We start from the raw sequence: 16,447 nt of genomic DNA on the forward strand, positions 1-16,447 counted from the left end.
CTTGTATAGTTTATTTTTCCTCTATATTTGTTTTGGCAAAGCTTCCCATAGACGCATATCTTCCTGTCCCAATGACCAGATAGCAATACCCCGTAGGTCCCAACGATAAGCCGCTTCGTTTGACCAGTAGACCAGCGAATCCACATCTTGATAGTACAAAATTGAAAAGCCATCTGCATCACCGAGAAACAGCCGAGATATCCAGACGTTTATGTCCTTTGGTATAACCTTCGCTGTATAATCTGCATTGCATGGTATCTGCAAGAGATTACTATGATAAAAGTCATAATCCATGGAAATATCCTCACTTCTGGTGGAGGCTTCCTCTACATCAGCTGTAAGAGTAAATACATGAAACTTACTATCCCAAGTTACACCATTCCTAGCAATTCTGCCATACTGCATAAGTGATCCGTCTGGCATGGTGACATCAAAGGCTTCGTAAGGTTCATAAGTCCATGCATCTCCCAAGCGGAGAAGTTCACATTTTATATGCCCATCGGACTGAATCCCACAATAGCCACCCGTACTTGAGATGTTTGCAGTAAAACGGAGTGTGTTGGAATTCCCAGAGTAGACACGCACCTTATTTCCACGTTTCCTCATTTCAATGAGATACATATTCGGATTTGTGCGGATGTCAGCATCTGAAGTCTTATAGTAACTTGCCGGATAACTACCAAGTAATGTAGAGCCTTGGTAAAGCTCCACTTGTTGGGCATCAATGTTGATACAACAAAACACATTCCCACAAAACACTCCTGCTCTTCCGCTACCGCTCATAGGAAAGGCAATTCTAGCACGAATATGCACATCACTAAAGCTGTCGTATTTCCAGGCAAGCTGACCACTTCCTTCAAGCTGAGAATACGGGCGATTGCCATTGTCATCAGGATTTTGCCATACACTCCAACTCCCCGATAACGTCTGCCAGTAGCTTTCTGGCAGGATGAAGGGATCTCTAAAGTCTTCATACCAAGCTAACGCTGAATCCGGCTTACGGCGCAAAACCTCTGTAGTAAGCTTAAACCCTTTGTCGGGAACAGCCATGTTACCATTTACGTCTTTGAAGCTTCGTGGAGATAAACTGAAGGTTGCCTCTCCAGCAGAAGGATATTCACTAAAATTAGAACAAACCCGGAAACCATAAAATTGAGTACCAACTACACCACCTTCAATCGTGATGCTATGTGTTCCTGCTAGGAGATTTACATTAGTGGCAAGTTCTGCCCAGAAAGTTTTCCTCCAGTATGGCCACCACAGACGATTCTCTGAGTAGCTAACCACTGTACCGTCAATTGCAATTGTGATACCATTCTTATCCCAGAACGGAAAGCAAAGCTGTACAACTACATCATAAGTACCTGATTTGTCAATTGTAAAGTTGTACTCCGCTTTACCTTCACTTGACGAAAGAGTGATCATTCCATTACCAACCACAACACCATCTGTGTAGCTGTCTGGTTCACCATCTCGGTTAACATATATAGTTCCAAACTCCGACTTTTGTGTTTTCCCATAACAAGTAAGATATTTTCGCCGATTATATGTTTCAGCAATAATAGGAGCTTCTCGTGATACTGCGTCCCAGCCTTCCATATAATCGTAGACATGTGGCAGCGCCCATGGTACTTTATCGTGATCATCCCAGTAGGCAATGATTGGGATAAATGGTTGTGGAGGCTGATCATTTGTAAAGTTATACACCCCAGTCATCCAGTTCTTAGCTGCATAGTAAGTGTTCGATGTACCGCGATAAGTCTTACCTAGGTTGGATGGATAGTCGTAAATCTGCCAATTCCAACCGTAACCAGGTAAACCCATATATACTTTTTGTGGTGACATAGCTATAATAGCATAATTGTAGATACCTTCAAGCCAGCTCCTTGGTGATACTGGGCCTGGAGCTGAACCTGCCCATGCCATGCCATAACTCATGATTGCTGCCGTATCACAATAATCGTTAAGGTCGGCATAAACACACCAATTTTCTCCACCAACTGATCCTTGCACACCCGTCATTCCAGGTAAGCAGATATTGACCAGTTTTGATGAATCATAGTTTTTAACAGTCGAGTATATATCAGCAAATAGAGCATTTGCGGCAGCACGGTTCTCAAATCCGCCACCGCGCTCTAAATCGATATCTACACCTGCACACCAAGGGTGTTTGTTCATAATACGTACTATTTCTGAGAGGAATTTCGACTTTGCACCACCTTCGTTATTTCTCAGAGCCGTAAATATGCTCTCTGTCCCATGATTCATAATGGTAAGTAACCATTTGATATGTGGCCACTTTGTACGATATGGAGTAAGGGAAGAAACGCTAGTACCTGTTTCCGTTATCGTGCCTGTGATGTCTACCTCAAAAGTGAAAATACCAACAGTATCTAAGCGGTCACCGTAATCGTTCAAAGCCTGATACATCCGAGCATTGCCCATGAAGGACCATACCATACAGCGTTTACCCTTAATATAATCTTTCATGGACGCAGATCCCCTTTCAGCATTTCTTTGTATTCGAAATATACCCTAGCAGATTTTCTGTCTTGTAGCTTTACTTGGTGCTTACTGTCGGTAGCGGCTGTGTATTGAAAGTATCCATGTTTCGGCGTGGGATAGCCGTTTCTCAAACACTCTCTTGTTGAAGCCTTAAGCGCAAATTCATCACCTGGGTAAGCCTCTGAATCAAATTTTACCTTATGTGAACCCATCCCCTGTGAAAGCTGAATACTGCCAGCTTCCATAGCTTGCAGGGGGTAGATATAACAATCTAGCCCGCTTGAAGTTTCTCCGAGGTTAAAAATAATGATTGTGTCTCCACTACGGACTACACCATTGTGGAAACGTACCGGATTAGGCGAATGCTTTAGGAACGTTTCCGTGTGTAGCGTGTATCCTGTCAGCTTGTCACCCTCCTGAAGTTGTAGGTCGGAGAAATAAATCGAACCCGTACAGTTGGTAATAATGGGACGCACAGTAATACTAACTATATGCTTTTCTGATTTTACTTTTATGACTTCCGCAAAACGTATAAAATTACTTTCCTGCATAGCCATCACCTACCCGTCGTTCGTCCACTTGATTTCGCATACATGACCGACCCAGCCAGTGGCTATAGAACCTGCCTGCAGCATAATGTCAGTGAAATATACTTCTCCCGTGCAGTTTGAAACTACCAACCGAATGGTGATAGAGTGAAGCTTCCCATACCCTTTAGGTGTTGCATCACGAGCAATTTGTTGAAATACAGCCAAATCAATCACCATCCTTTCTTAAAACAGGTCAATAAATCTCGTTTCAGTAGTTCCATCTTCAAACTCAAATACTACCTCGATACCCACTTGTCCATCTATACCTTTTTGGAGATTTTCTGATCCTATTTGTGCTGATATGGTGTAGTTACGGCGGGATGCAGGGTATACTGTTTGAGCCATACTTTTTGTAGAGGTTGCAGAACCTACCGCTTTAAATGAAGCTGTACCTGTCACACCTTTTTCAGTGTCCACCTCAAAACCTGAATTCTGCCAATAAGCAAAGCCATCGTCTGCTCTACTATTACGCAGATGGTTAAACGGCACCATATCTTTAATTTCCTGCCCAATGAGGTTGCTTTGGCCGAGCTGATCAGCGAGAATGCTAGAAGACGTATCCCCAAGTTCACGAAGTTTTGATGATAATTCAAGTACAGTTTTCCATGGCTCCTGAAGATTGTATTGTCTGCGAACAACCCTTGTTTTGATAGTAAGATTCAAATCTCTATCATCCACCGTCACAATGTCGCCAAGTGACCACCTTTCATGCTCATAACCTGTCAGCACAGACAAATCCATCGCTGATAGCACATAGGAAACACGGGGCTTTGAAAATTCTGCGAGTCGCATATTCGTAAACTCAAGCATTTGATAAGGATTTGTGAAATTCGAAAGATCGAGTGTTGAAACCCGCACCTCATTGCAATATTCATAGTTTTCTACATATTCCTTGCCACTATTGATAGTGGCAAAGGTCATGCCATCTTTACCATAGGCATATAGCCTTGTTACCAGAGAGCGGGTATCAACAACTCTCTTGATACTTGTAAGGTTTTTCTTATACGCAAATAATGCACCACTATCTCTACCACTAAATGTTAGTAAACTCACAAGACGGTTTCGACTATCAAATACTAAGTCCCCACCGTGAATCTGTTGCGTCATTCTGAGTATGGCCAATGCATTCTTCTCTTGGCATTGCCATGTTCGCTTGGTAGTGACATCAACTACACCAAGAGACCATCCTGTGCCTTCCAATGCATAGCTCATTGGAACAGAAGGTAAATCGGCATTAAACTCTCGCGGCTGTTTTTCATCTGAAAAGGTCAAATCATAAAATGCCGCTTCCGCATATACGGTGGTCAGAATCCCTGTTCCATCTGCTCCTTTTTCATCTGTCAATGTCCTTATGCGATAAATGTCATGCGCAACCTGAACCTGTTTTTCATTATCTAAATGTACACGTTTGCTATCATTCCATGGGAGTTTGAATTCCAAAGTATCTGCGCCGTTAATCTCTCCCGTTACGATGATGTCATATGCATTTTCAAGTACTGCTTCCCATGCACCATTCTCGTCCAGCACGACAGGCCTAGCAAAACCCAGTTTTTCATATGGAGCTTTCGGTATGTCGTGAAGTGTGATATCCAAAAGTTTCGGTGTAACCAAGGGATCAATAGTTGAAAGTGTAATCCTATAACGAATAAAGTCACGGTTTGGAGAAACCAGTTCGCCGTTGGAACCCACCTCCTGCCACGCCGACCAATCCTGCAAATCGTCTGACGTAGACGTCTCTATAGTAGATATAGAAGTCACACCTGCTGTATACTCCGAAGTCACAGACACTCGACCACTACCCGCAAGAGAACATTCCGCAGCTATAGTCGTAAGCTGCCCAGCTTCAGGATATCTGTTGTTATTGTCCTTGAGGAGAGTTACCACACCAGGTTCTGTAATAGCATCAATCGCACCACTAGTATCACCGCCGTTGGCAAGCAATGACTGTTTGAAATGTCGTTCTAAATCCTCAATTGTAAGCTGTGAATTCACTTCGATAAACCAATCATCAAATCCACCTGCATAATAATACTGATTTGCATGCATTCCAATCACAATATCGGCTGTGCAAGATGGATTTAATGTTCCCGTGAATGTCCGTTTGGGTGCAATCCAGACCGTTCCGTCTGCTCGGTTACAAAGAATAAACTGCGATGTCTTGGCACTCACTTCAATAATTGCTGCAATAAAGTACCACCCGCCGTTAACCATGTTAAAACTTGGTGTTTCACTCTGGTCGAGAATCAGTGAACCAGAAGAGTTATATAACATCATTCGAGGTCTGCCCTGGTACAGGGACAAGTATAGAATAGGTTGACCCGGACCTTGTCTTGTATTAAACAGCGGAATAAAGGTCTGTCCCACAGAGTAGGTAGTTGGGTTTATCCATCCACCTACTGCGACTTTATCGCCTAGATTGGAGAAAAATGTACCATCATTCTTTGCAATTAAGTGGGTTTTCTCTGATGTCGGATTAATAATATTCTGACGAAAAAATCGTCCATAACGACCGCTTGGGAGACTTGCCGATGTGCCAGACCATCCCGATATAGCGATGTGCCGACCGTGACCACTCGCATCGACAAGTTTAACATCGGAGTCAGGTCCAGACTCATTGAATCGCCAAAGAGCAAGGGTATTCTCACTTACAGGAAACTCACCAGTAAAATCAGTTTGTGATGTCAATATTGATTTAATTGCCATTTGCATCACCTCCATCGGCTTTTTGCTTGTATTTTAAGCTCCATAAAATCTGCACCTACAGGATTAACCGTCACAGTATTGTTACCCTTATGAAGTACAGGAAAATTGAGTTCTTGCATAAGCGGTAGACCGTTACGGAGTGTTTCGCCGCTAGTATCAACGACCTTTGCTGTGACCTTTCCTGTATCAATGATTAATGTTTCACCATCATACAAAGGGCCAATAACACGAATTTCTTCATTGTTAGTCTGAATGGAAACATATGTGTTTGTTCCTGATGGAATTATTCCTTTTATCAAGTACACGGGTTCGGAGTCGGCATTGCCTTTAAGCCTCGTAACGGTATTTTCTCCCTCGGCTGTTATGGTATAGGTTTCATCCGTTAAAGCGTAGGCATGGGGATCTGGGCAAACAAATTTCAAATCAAATGCGCCGGCTGAAAGAATGAGTCTGTCACAGTCTACTGCTTCTGACAGACGGGCAGTGAAATAACGGTCAGGTACATCGTCCAACACAAGTTGTTTCAGCCCACGTTCAGGATTCAGCCAATCAGCAAGGTTATCCATAACAGATACCAGTTTAGAAAATTTATATTGTGGATATACATTACAATGAACTGTGATTATTTTCTCTGCAATATCGCTACCAAAGTCAGCAATACCAGGCTTGCCAGGTATAGTTACAAAGGAGTTTCGCAATGAGGGTGATGCTTGCCAGTTTGTAAGCCTAGCATTTATATTCATTGATTGCGATGATATGCCGTTAAATGTGAACCCCATTTTCATCCTCCCTCCTTAAGCGGGATTGAATCGTCCTTGTGCCCTCGAGCCGGTTTCCATCAAGTTGTACAGTTCCTGCGAAATCCTGCGGATATCGTCCTCGGATCGAACTATCATCTGCTGTATGGTGATAAGCGAACCACCAAAACCCCCAGTACCGACTGACCCATTGATAGAACTGCTAAGGTTTATACCTGGTGTGCTAAAGTCTGTGGGGATAGCATTTTGCATATCCTCACCAACCTGCGCCATCGTCTTCTCAAAGCCTTGACCAAGCCCCTGTGCCATATTGTCACCAAGTCCTGCAAAAAGTGCAGAAGGTGAGCGAATACCAAAGAAGTTTTTGATTTTATCCACCACACCCCCAAAGAAACCGGATATTTTCCCCCAGAGCCATGCTCCCGCATCAGAGATTCCTTGCCATAGACCTTTGATGAGATTGCCACCAACTTGAGCCATCTGCCCAATTGAACCCGTAAAACCCTTAACTAAAGCTGCGATTATCTGTGGGACAGCTTTGACAACTTCTACGATAATAGTAGGTAGGTTTTTAATCAGTGATACTAAAAGTTGTATACCTGCCTGAATTATCTGTGGGATACTGCCAATAATTGCACTGACAAGCGAGGTAATAATGTTAGGTATCGCCGCCACCACAGTAGTGATGATGAGTGGTAAATTTTGAATTAAGGCAATCAACAGATTCACCCCGGCATCAATTATTTGGGGGATTGAGCTAAGTATCGCCGTAACTAAACCATCAATTATCTGTGGGATTGCAGCAACTATTGCTGCAACGATTTCCGGCAATGCTTCAACTAGTGACACCAAAAGCTGTATACCTGCATCGATAATCTGCGGAATGGCACCAATGATAAAGTCAACTAAAGCGGTAATGATAGCGGGTAATGCGGCAATTAACTGCGGAATAGCGTCAATTAGACCTTGGGCAAGCCCCATAATAAGCTGAAAGGCTGCCTCCAGTATCATTGGCAAGTTGTCAGTTAATCCTTGTACAATCTGTGTAACTGCAAGAACCGTTGCTGGTATGAGTTGTGGTAAAGCCAAACCGATGCCTTCTACAAGTGCAGTGACCAGTTCCACTGCGGCATTAATCAGGAGTGGAAGATTATCGATCAATGCCCCAACAATCGTCATTACAGCTTCAACAGTAGCTGGAATAAGTTCTGGTAAAAGATTCAGAATTGCCTCCAGTACTTGAGAAAACAGTTCTGTTACAGTGCCAAGAAGCATAGGAAGCAAGTCGCCTACCGCTGATAATATCGCACCTGTTGCCGTAGGTAATGCAGTTACGATATTCTCTAAAACTGGGACAATATTAGCAACAACCGATTGGAATGCATCTACAAGATTCTGTGTCAAATTCGTCATATCTGCATCGGCATTGCCAAGTCCTGCTGTAAACGAGCCGAGTGCGGCTTGGAGTAGACCCAGCGAACCTGTGACGGTTTCTGTTGATTCACGGGCAAAGTTGCCTGCATACTGCTCTGTGTTCTCAAAGAACATCTGCATGGCTACTTCAGCTTTTTCCGCTTGTGTTGCGGTGTTCCAAGTGAAATCCAGCCCTTTTGCAAGTGCGTAGGCTTCGATATTGGTAGCGTTCATAGCAACACCCAGGTTATCCATCATATCAAAGTTACCCTTTGCAGCACCTGTGACCGCCTCCAGTGCAGAGGACATATCGATACCCATAACAGATGCCATATCCGCCGCTCGTTGCATAGCCTTTTCAGTTAGCTCAAGACTTCTCTGTTGCTGTATACCAGAGCCTTGAAACAATGCACCCATTTTGTTTGCCGTAGCAAGATACTCACTTTGAGAAACACCGAGATTTTTGTAAGCCTCTTCACCAGTTTTTTGAATGGATGTGGCATATTGACCAAATACCGCCTCAGAGCCACCGAGATTCTGTTCTAACTCCCCGAACTGAGTAACTACCTCTTTCCCTAGCTTTATAGCAGCAGCTCCTGCTGCAACAGCAACTGTACCCATCGCCACACCAATGCCTTTAAGGACACCGCCTAGCTTCTCAAACTTGCTACCGGCTTCATCTGCACTATTACCTGTATCCTCAAGTTCCTCTCCAAGATCATCTGCTTCATCAGCTGCCCCTTCTAGCTCCCGTTCCATATCGTTGAGTTGGGCTTTTGCATTATTCAGCTGAATAGCCCAATTTTGTGTACGCCTGTCATTCTCGCCAAAGCTCTCAGAAGCATTTTTTAGAGCGGCTTCTAACGTAGAAATTTTATCCTTCTGTGCCTCAATGGCCTTGTTCAGAACTTCATTTCGAGCGGTTATCGCCTGAATACTTTTATCATTTTTATCAAATTCCGAGGATACGAGTTTCATCTCACTACCTAGAACCTTAAAGGACTGATTGATATCACGAAGGGCGTTCTTAAATTCTTTTTCTCCCTCAATGCCAATCTTTAAGCCAAAATTATCAGCCATATGTAAACGCCTTCCTTTCTAATTCAATCCTTCGGGGATTATGTCCTCAATGAAGAGTTCTCGCTTCCGGTTAGTAAGCCCCAAGAACTGGCGATGACAATCCCACAAGTCCATGAGAAGCCCTAATGGTGTGAGCCACGTTTCTTCCTCAGTACGGTTCAGATGAACTGTTCCGTAATAAAGAAGCCGAGTAAACAATTCATCATCGCTTACTCGGCCTCGGTGTTTTTTGAGTTATCTTCACTTTCAATATTTCTCTTTGTGCCTTTAAACATGGCTTCTGTAATGGCACTTTTATAAGTTGCGAGTTCTAGTGGTGAGGTGAGCAGTTCCACCTCATCCTCAGTCAACACATCCTTTGGGGCTTCTTTATTTTTCAGGTTGTAAATGAGAATGGATTGGTTTGCCAAGAGAGTAATAAGCCATATTATCTCATCCAAAGCCATCTCAAAGTTTTCAGATTTCAGCAGTTTCTCACCCAGATTCTCCAAACCACCATAGCGACGGGCAATTTCTTTTGTAGCCTTGGTCGTAAGGATAAGCTCATGTTCCTGTCCGCCAATATTAATCATTGCACTTCTTTCGTTATCCATCCTTATTCACCTCCACCAGAAACAGCAAAAACAGGTTCATAGACTTCCGTGTACCAACCACTGATGGTAGCTGGTAAAACTCCTTCATCATCTGCATTGACCTCCGCTTTCCACGGATGGTTGCCGTTTCCATCTAATTTATTTCTGCGCGATACAGTTCCCTCAATGGTTGGTGTGGAAAAAGTGATAGAATCTCCCTTTGTAGCCAGGTTGGTGGAGGGAACACCAAACTTTACCCTGTATAGCCAGAAGTAGCGGTATTGCCCATTTGCCTTTTTCGCTCGAAAGCCAATAGCAACAGGGCTACCTCCACGATGAGGTCACACCTAAGATGTTTAAAGATGAACTGCTGGCAGGCACCGGCGACATTACTCCCATGCATCGCGGTGGCCGCTGCTTCACTTTCTTCTCCCCCTTTTCTTGAAAATCTTCATCCGAACTCATACTTTTTTTCGATTTCCCAGCATGGCTCCAGCTTCAAACTACATATGTTTTTACTATTGATTGTTCGCGTATCCACCCACTTCTTTGCAGTTTGCTGTGAAGATTGTATGATAAGTACTGGATTCGTAATTATGATGACTAAGGTGTGTGAATATGAAAGAAACAGGAAGCAAAATTAACAGTCTGGAAAAAGCATTGGCTCTGCTGGATTTATTCTCCGAAGAAGTCGCCTCTCTGACATTAGATGAAATCGTTGCATTATCGGGCTACTCAAAATCAACCGTTTTTCGGATGGTCAGTTCCTTTGAAAAGTTCGGATATTTATCGAAGGTACAAAAAGGAGGCGAAATGAAAATATCGTTGGGGATGCGTTTCCTTGAAAAAAGCCGCTATGTTTCCTCCCAGTTAGAAATAAAAAGAGCGGCAAAGATGCCGATGCTACAGTTGCGGCAAAAGACCGGGCTTTCTGTTCAACTTGCCGTCAAATCGGGTTTGGATGCCATTTATATTGAGCAATTTGAATCTATGAAAGCCGTACGTGTTTATCCCCAGGTGGGCCGAAAAGTTCCTTTATATGCCGCTGCCTGTCCACGGGTGTTGCTCTCCGGTCTGAGCGAAAAAGATATTCGGACTTATATTCGTAATCAAGAGCTTTCCTCCTTTACTGAACAAACTTTAAATGAAAAAGAAGAGCTCCTGAACGAAATGATGAAAATAAAAGAACAAGGCTATTCGATCAGTAAGGGTGAGCTTTACTCTGGAACTTTAGCCATTGCCGTACCGATCTACCACCCTCCGGGCCATATTGTGGCCGCTTTGAGTGTTATTGGATTGGAGCAAGATTTTGAAACCGAAAGCTTGGAACATTTCTTACAGCTTTTAAACGATGCTTCCAAAAAAATAACAGATTATTTGACTTCCAAATGATAAAGCAGCTTGTAGAGAAAGGATGAGATTTTCTCTACAAGCTTTTTTTAGGATAATTGTAAAAAATATGGATTCATCCCGACCTTTGATACAAGCCCTGCAAGCCATCCTTATACGTATTGGATGTAATGCAGGTTTTGAAAACAATCCCTGGTAGAACAGTATGTTCAGCACTCACATGTTTCCGTCATCATTGGTGTAAATGGCTGTAGTAATAGCTTCACTAATATAACGAAGCGCTTCTTTTGCTCTTTTTCATTATCGAAGTGTTATGTCGGCGAAGCTGGCCTCGGCTGAGATTTTTTACGTTAACACAAAACAGTTATTGATTATAATTCACGCCGTGTTAAAATATAACTAAATTCGTATTATGGAATTACTATTTCACAATGCGGAATATGGGGGTTGAAAATGTCTGTTCAAAAAGTACACGCGGACGGGGCCCAAGGCGCAAAGCTGTCTAGAGGCCTCGGTTTTATTGATTTATGGAGCGTTGGTGTCGGCGCTTTAATTGGCGGCGGAATTTTCACCGTCATTGGCCCGGCCGCAGCGCAGGCGGGGCCGGCATTGTTCGTTGCCTTTTTAATTGCGGGAGTAGTAGCATTGCTCTCCAGCTTGAGTTATGCAGAAATGGCTTCACTATGGCCATATGAAGGAGCATCTTATGCCTATTCAAAGTTTGCTTTTTTGCCCATTTCCAAAGATTTGGCACAATGGATGGCATTGCTCTGTTCTATGCTCTATTTCTTATCTTTTGCGTTTGCCGCAGGTGCGGTCAATATGGGGTTTGCCGGCTATTTTCAATATTTATTCCCTTCGCTTTCACCCCAATTCGTCGCACCAATTGTTTCGGTTTTAATTACTCTGCTGTTACTGGCCGGTATTAAAACGACTGGGAAAGTGAATACCATTTTTTCCATTATTCAAGTCGCGGCATTATTTGTCATTTCAATTATCGCCATGTTCTCCAATCCGTCTGGTCCTTTCACGTATCCTGAATTTTTACCAAATGGATGGACAGGAGTCTTTGCTGCCACCGCTTTGATTGCTTTTGGACAAATGCAAGTCGAGGCTGTCCTTACACTGGGGGAAGAGGCAAAGAATCCTCGGAGGAATTTGCCTCTTGCACAAATTTCGGCTTTGGCAACGGTCGTTGTTTTGTATATATGCACCGGATATGGGGTCGTTTCCGCCGCCGACATTAAAGCGTTAAGTGAATCGTCGGCTCCCCTTTCACTGGCTGTTGAAAAAGTGCTTCCAGTTGGAGGAGCCATGCTCATTTCGATTGCCGCGTTAACAGCAACTGGCACTTCGACTGTCGGGTGCCTGCTCGGTTCTTCCAGAATGCTATTTGCGGCGGCACGCGAAAAAGCCATTCCGGCGATTTTTGGAAAAGTGAATGAAAAAACGAAAGTACCAGCCAATGCCATTATTTTTACAGGTGTCATCGCTTTGGCTACAACACTGATGAGCTCTTTCGGGCTTGGACAAGCAATCTCGATTGCTGTTGGCGCCGCTGTTTTTTCCAACTGGCTGATGATGGCTTTAATGAATATCGCGCTTATCATTACAAGAATCAAACAGCCCCATTTGCGGGCATCGTTTCGCTATCCGCTCAATATCAAAAATATTCCCGTGCTGGCGATCATTGCGACAGTTGCCGCAATGGCCATTTTGGCTTATATTGAGCCGATTCCACTGCTGATCGGAATCTCATGGGTCATCGTTATTACGATTTGGTATTTTGCCTATTCTCGAAAACGCTGGGAATTTTTAGATGAAAGTGAATTGGAAGATTAAGAGGGAGTGTTTTTTTATGAAAAGCGTCTGGCTTCAAGAAAATAAATCACACGATGTAGAGGAATATTTAAAACATAAGAAGAGCATCATTGTGCCAATCGGCAGTGTTGAGCAGCATGCAAGACATCTTCCTCTCGGTACGGATTCCATGGTTGCCATCAAAGTGGCTGAAGAGGCCGCAAAACAATCGGGAATACTCGTGAGTCCCCCGCTTTGGCTTGGATGGGCTCCCCATCACATGGCATTTCCTGGAACGATTACGCTTAAGCCGGAAACATTAATCGAACTTGTCTATGATGTATGTAAAAGCTTAATCTACCATGGATTTGAGAAGATTCATATTTTTAATGGCCACCGTGAAGCAAACTTGCCGCCTTTAAAAATTGCGGCGACGAAACTCCGGAATGAGACAGGTGCTTATATTTCAATTTTGGACCCTTTTTATGTCGCTTATGAAATTGGCAAAGAAATCAAGGTGTCAGAACCTGGAGGAGTCGGCCATGCGGCTGAGATGGAGACGTCCCATATGCTCTATATCCATCCGGAGCTGTGCAATCTGGAAGAGGCGGTCAAAAACATTCAGGAAAAACATCGCTTCCTATCCCATGATCCTTTTGTTGAAGGGGATACCGTGTTTGTTCCGAGTGACGTGGCCCTGTACCGCGAAGGCGCATTAAATATCGGTGTCGTTGGGGATCCGACCGTTTCGACTAAAGAGAATGGCGAAAAATATCATAAGCAACTCGTAGAAAATGTGGTCGAATTTATTCATTACTGTGAAAATGAAATTGAGGTAGACATCCGCAAAAAAGAAATACCTTTATAAAATACAATCAAAGTCCGCAGAGAACGATTGAGTGATCTCTGCGGATTTTTTGAATGCCCTACTCTTTCAATTGATGATCCAATTCCTTTAAGAGCGAGCCGATTTTCCGGTTATGAATGGTCATGTCGGCATATATGTCCAGCTCGGTCGGCTCCATATTCACAATGACGAGATAGGCTCCGTTTTGTTTCGCGATGAGTGGAAACTGGTTGGCAGGTGTAACACTGAGTGAAGACCCGAGAACGATAAACAGCTCTGCCTTTTCACTCTCTTCCGCGGCTTGAAAAAGCGCATCCTCCGGAAGCATTTCTCCAAACAACACAACAGACGGGCGAAGTTTGCCGCCGCACTCACATTCATATTGCTTATTAATGTAAGTATCATTTCTATACTGTTTTCCACACGATTGGCAATGAACCTTTTGCAGTGTTCCGTGGAGTTCCGCGACATTTTTGCTGCCCGCTTCCGTATGAAATCCATCCACATTTTGTGTGATGATACTTTGGATGATTCCGTCTTTTTCCCATTTGGCCAAAATGTCGTGGCCAATATGAGGCTTGCAATCTTTCAAGCCTAGCACACGGTGGCGGTAAAATTCGAAAAATTTTTCCACATTGCGGTTCAGCGCATCAGTACTTGCAATCCGGCTTGGATCTTCTTTCTGCCAAAGGCCGCCGCTTTGAGAACGGAAATCGGGAAGGCCACTCTCCGTCGACATGCCTGCTCCTGTCAGGACAACTGTATAATTGGATTTTTTCAATTTTTCGAGCAACACCTGGTACAGCACTCCTTTCAGCTTCTCACTTCAGTATAGCATGGAAATAGAAATGTGATGGGTTGTGGCAAAACGGAAAGTGAATCATTTCTAAGCTGCTGGATGAAATGGCATTTTCGGATGACATTCCGATGACAAGCCGTTTTGAACGTCCTCCCCCTTGCTAGCGGAGAGCCGCTTCCCCGCTTTTAGAGTCCTGCCTTTGCCATGTCGCGGCTCTGCGGCGTTGCTTCCACAATTGATTCTTATTTCTTTAGTATGCGTTCGGGATGAACACCCGATTGCTCGAAGAACGATTATCACGACCAAATTATCGTGGAAACCTAGAAACGGGCAGCACCTTTTTGCACAATAAAGGCCCTCTTCGATTGTTACACTGCGTCTAACAATATAGATGCGGTTCGTTTACCTTTACATAACGGGTATCAAGTCCGCTTTTTCTTCCTCGATCAGGGGTATCCAGCAAATCTGGTATTCGGTTTTTGGTCTCCCTCCTGCTTGCCTATTATCTTTTTAAGCCAGAATTGGAATCTGATAAATGATTCTTTTTATAGAAAACAAGATAACACATAATATTCTGTAAATAATAGCACTCCTAACCAATAAAGATGAGGCCAATCGCAAGATATAAAATAGCGGCGATACAAGCAACCGTTAAAGCGTATGGCAATTGTGTCCTAATATGATCAATATGATCTGAAGCTGCCCCCGTTGAAGCTAAAATGGATGTATCTGAAAGCGGCGAACAATGGTCACCGAAGACACCGCCTCCCGCGACTGCGGCAATGGTGGCAAGCACCACAGTACTGATTTCTCCTCCTGAAAAATGAAAGGCCATCGGAACCGATAAGGGAATCATAATCGCAAAAGTTCCCCAAGACGTGCCTGTCGAAAATGAAATGACCGCCGCGATGAGAAAGGTTAGTAATGGCAGTAAACTGGCCGACATCCACCCTTCAGTGATCGAAACAATATAAGATGCAGTCCCCAGTTGTTGACTCAAATGATTAAGCGAATAAGCAAACGCCAAAATAATAACGGCGGGCATAATTCCCTTCACTCCATCTGTAGCCGTTTTCATGATTTCTTGCAATGGGATGCCTTGAATTCGCATAATGATACCGAGCACGACAACGGCCGCCAAGAACGCTTCCATCGTTTTGGCAGATTGAACAGCCATAAAAGTCCCGACAGCGATCGAAATGACAATAGCGACCGGAAAGAAAAAGTTCAAAAAAATATTCGTTTTTATCCCTTCGTAAGGAGGTGTATTCGTCAACTCCTCCCCCATTAATGGCTCAGCCCCATCACGCAATACTTTTCCTTCTTCCATCGCACGCCGTTCCGCCTCCTTCATGGGACCGTATTCAGGAATGAACCGGAGAGCCAACAATCCAACGAAAAGGACGGACAGAATGGCGTAAAAATTGAATGGAATCGATTGGACAAATACATTTATCGCAGATGATTGATCACTAACACTCCCTAAACCGATCAGCAGCCCGGAAATATAAACTGCCCAACCCGAAATCGGGATCATGACACTGACGGGAGCAGATGTCGAATCTGCGATGTACGCTAGTTTTTCCCTCGAAATTTTTGCCTTGTCTGATACATTTCGCATCGTTGATCCGACAAATAGCGGACTGAAATAATCGCTAAAAAAAACAAACATACCTAATAACCATGAGAGGACTTGTGTTTTGACACGGGTTAAATTTCTCCTATCAATTATCTTTGTAAAGTTTTGAATGGCCCCGGTGCGCTGAAAGAAGGCAATTAAAATACCAATAAACAATTCCAGTAAAAATATCCACGAAAAACTCGTCGTTCCTAAAGAATCTTTTAATAAGTTAGGAAAGCCCATTAATCCTTGTCCCGCAAATAAGACACCGACAAAGCAGGCCACAGCCAAAGAAAAAACTGTATTTCGGGTTATAAAAGCCAAAGCAATGGCAACCGTTGCCGGAATGATCGAAACAATGCCTAAGTGTTCGGCCGCTTCCATATTCTTCTCCTCCAAGTATAATATG

The 16,447-nt window shown here is 43.6% G+C and carries 12 protein-coding genes and 1 pseudogene; 3 read left to right on the plus strand and 10 right to left on the minus strand.

What is annotated here, in order from left to right:
• Positions 1–21 precede the first annotated feature (21 nt).
• The 8 genes and pseudogenes from MHB50_RS13900 to MHB50_RS13935 form a co-directional block, all read right to left on the minus strand.
• Entirely contained in the window at positions 22–2,490 is a 2,469-nt protein-coding gene (locus MHB50_RS13900; RefSeq protein ID WP_340083952.1) for a glycosyl hydrolase family 18 protein, read from the minus strand.
• Positions 2,487–3,062, minus strand: a complete 576-nt coding sequence (locus MHB50_RS13905; protein WP_340083953.1) for a hypothetical protein — start codon at positions 3,060–3,062, stop codon at positions 2,487–2,489. The genes MHB50_RS13900 and MHB50_RS13905 overlap by 4 nt, the downstream gene beginning before the upstream one ends.
• Before the next feature lie 3 nt (positions 3,063–3,065).
• Positions 3,066–3,260: a hypothetical protein gene (locus MHB50_RS13910; RefSeq protein ID WP_067424482.1), complete on the minus strand. Its 195-nt coding sequence runs from the start codon at positions 3,258–3,260 to the stop codon at positions 3,066–3,068.
• Positions 3,261–3,278: 18 nt separating this feature from the next.
• Positions 3,279–5,798, minus strand: coding sequence for a phage tail protein (locus MHB50_RS13915; protein ID WP_340083954.1), 2,520 nt, complete (start codon positions 5,796–5,798; stop codon positions 3,279–3,281).
• A 5-nt stretch (positions 5,799–5,803) separates the two neighbouring features.
• The gene (locus MHB50_RS13920; protein WP_340083955.1) at positions 5,804–6,583 is read right to left on the minus strand and encodes a distal tail protein Dit; all 780 of its coding nucleotides are present in this window, start codon (positions 6,581–6,583) and stop codon (positions 5,804–5,806) included.
• A 9-nt stretch (positions 6,584–6,592) separates the two neighbouring features.
• Positions 6,593–9,049: a phage tail protein gene (locus tag MHB50_RS13925; protein WP_340083956.1), complete on the minus strand. Its 2,457-nt coding sequence runs from the start codon at positions 9,047–9,049 to the stop codon at positions 6,593–6,595.
• A 209-nt stretch (positions 9,050–9,258) separates the two neighbouring features.
• On the minus strand, positions 9,259–9,642 hold the full coding sequence (locus tag MHB50_RS13930) for a hypothetical protein (RefSeq protein ID WP_320074554.1): 384 nt from the start codon (positions 9,640–9,642) through the stop codon (positions 9,259–9,261).
• A gap of 2 nt (positions 9,643–9,644) precedes the next feature.
• A pseudogene (locus MHB50_RS13935) lies at positions 9,645–9,953 on the minus strand (major tail protein); the annotation flags it as partial.
• A 286-nt stretch (positions 9,954–10,239) separates the two neighbouring features.
• Here MHB50_RS13935 and MHB50_RS13940 point away from each other — a divergent pair.
• The 3 genes from MHB50_RS13940 (at position 10,240) to MHB50_RS13950 (ending at position 13,639) form a co-directional block, all read left to right on the plus strand.
• A complete protein-coding gene (locus MHB50_RS13940; RefSeq protein WP_077110063.1) occupies positions 10,240–11,013 on the plus strand; it encodes an IclR family transcriptional regulator in 774 nt (257 codons plus the stop codon).
• A gap of 411 nt (positions 11,014–11,424) precedes the next feature.
• The gene (locus MHB50_RS13945; protein WP_077110062.1) at positions 11,425–12,813 is read left to right on the plus strand and encodes an APC family permease; all 1,389 of its coding nucleotides are present in this window, start codon (positions 11,425–11,427) and stop codon (positions 12,811–12,813) included.
• A 16-nt stretch (positions 12,814–12,829) separates the two neighbouring features.
• Positions 12,830–13,639 (plus strand): creatininase family protein, encoded by an 810-nt coding sequence (locus MHB50_RS13950; protein WP_077110061.1) that lies wholly within the window; start codon positions 12,830–12,832, stop codon positions 13,637–13,639.
• Between the two features lie 58 nt (positions 13,640–13,697).
• Here the strand turns inward: MHB50_RS13950 and MHB50_RS13955 are convergent, their stop codons facing one another.
• Complete coding sequence (locus tag MHB50_RS13955) at positions 13,698–14,414, minus strand: NAD-dependent protein deacylase (protein ID WP_339164304.1); 717 nt, start codon at positions 14,412–14,414, stop codon at positions 13,698–13,700.
• 595 nt (positions 14,415–15,009) lie between these two features.
• Positions 15,010–16,422, minus strand: coding sequence for a Na+/H+ antiporter NhaC family protein (locus tag MHB50_RS13960; RefSeq protein ID WP_205178071.1), 1,413 nt, complete (start codon positions 16,420–16,422; stop codon positions 15,010–15,012).
• Positions 16,423–16,447: the final 25 nt, after the last annotated feature.

This window comes from Siminovitchia sp. FSL H7-0308 (assembly GCF_037980985.1).
Taxonomy (GTDB): Bacteria; Bacillota; Bacilli; order Bacillales; family Bacillaceae_C; genus Siminovitchia; species Siminovitchia thermophila.

Excerpts from the sequence above, each read along its gene's own strand:
- MHB50_RS13900 (WP_340083952.1), bottom strand. The coding sequence starts at position 2,490 with ATGAAAGATTATATTAAGGGTAAACGCTGTATGGTATGGTCCTTCATG.
- MHB50_RS13905 (WP_340083953.1), bottom strand. The coding sequence starts at position 3,062 with ATGGCTATGCAGGAAAGTAATTTTATACGTTTTGCGGAAGTCATAAAA.
- MHB50_RS13915 (WP_340083954.1), bottom strand. The coding sequence starts at position 5,798 with ATGGCAATTAAATCAATATTGACATCACAAACTGATTTTACTGGTGAG.
- MHB50_RS13920 (WP_340083955.1), bottom strand. The coding sequence starts at position 6,583 with ATGAAAATGGGGTTCACATTTAACGGCATATCATCGCAATCAATGAAT.
- MHB50_RS13925 (WP_340083956.1), bottom strand. The coding sequence starts at position 9,049 with ATGGCTGATAATTTTGGCTTAAAGATTGGCATTGAGGGAGAAAAAGAA.
- MHB50_RS13930 (WP_320074554.1), bottom strand. The coding sequence starts at position 9,642 with ATGGATAACGAAAGAAGTGCAATGATTAATATTGGCGGACAGGAACAT.
- MHB50_RS13940 (WP_077110063.1), top strand. The coding sequence starts at position 10,240 with ATGAAAGAAACAGGAAGCAAAATTAACAGTCTGGAAAAAGCATTGGCT.
- MHB50_RS13945 (WP_077110062.1), top strand. The coding sequence starts at position 11,425 with ATGTCTGTTCAAAAAGTACACGCGGACGGGGCCCAAGGCGCAAAGCTG.
- MHB50_RS13950 (WP_077110061.1), top strand. The coding sequence starts at position 12,830 with ATGAAAAGCGTCTGGCTTCAAGAAAATAAATCACACGATGTAGAGGAA.
- MHB50_RS13960 (WP_205178071.1), bottom strand. The coding sequence starts at position 16,422 with ATGGAAGCGGCCGAACACTTAGGCATTGTTTCGATCATTCCGGCAACG.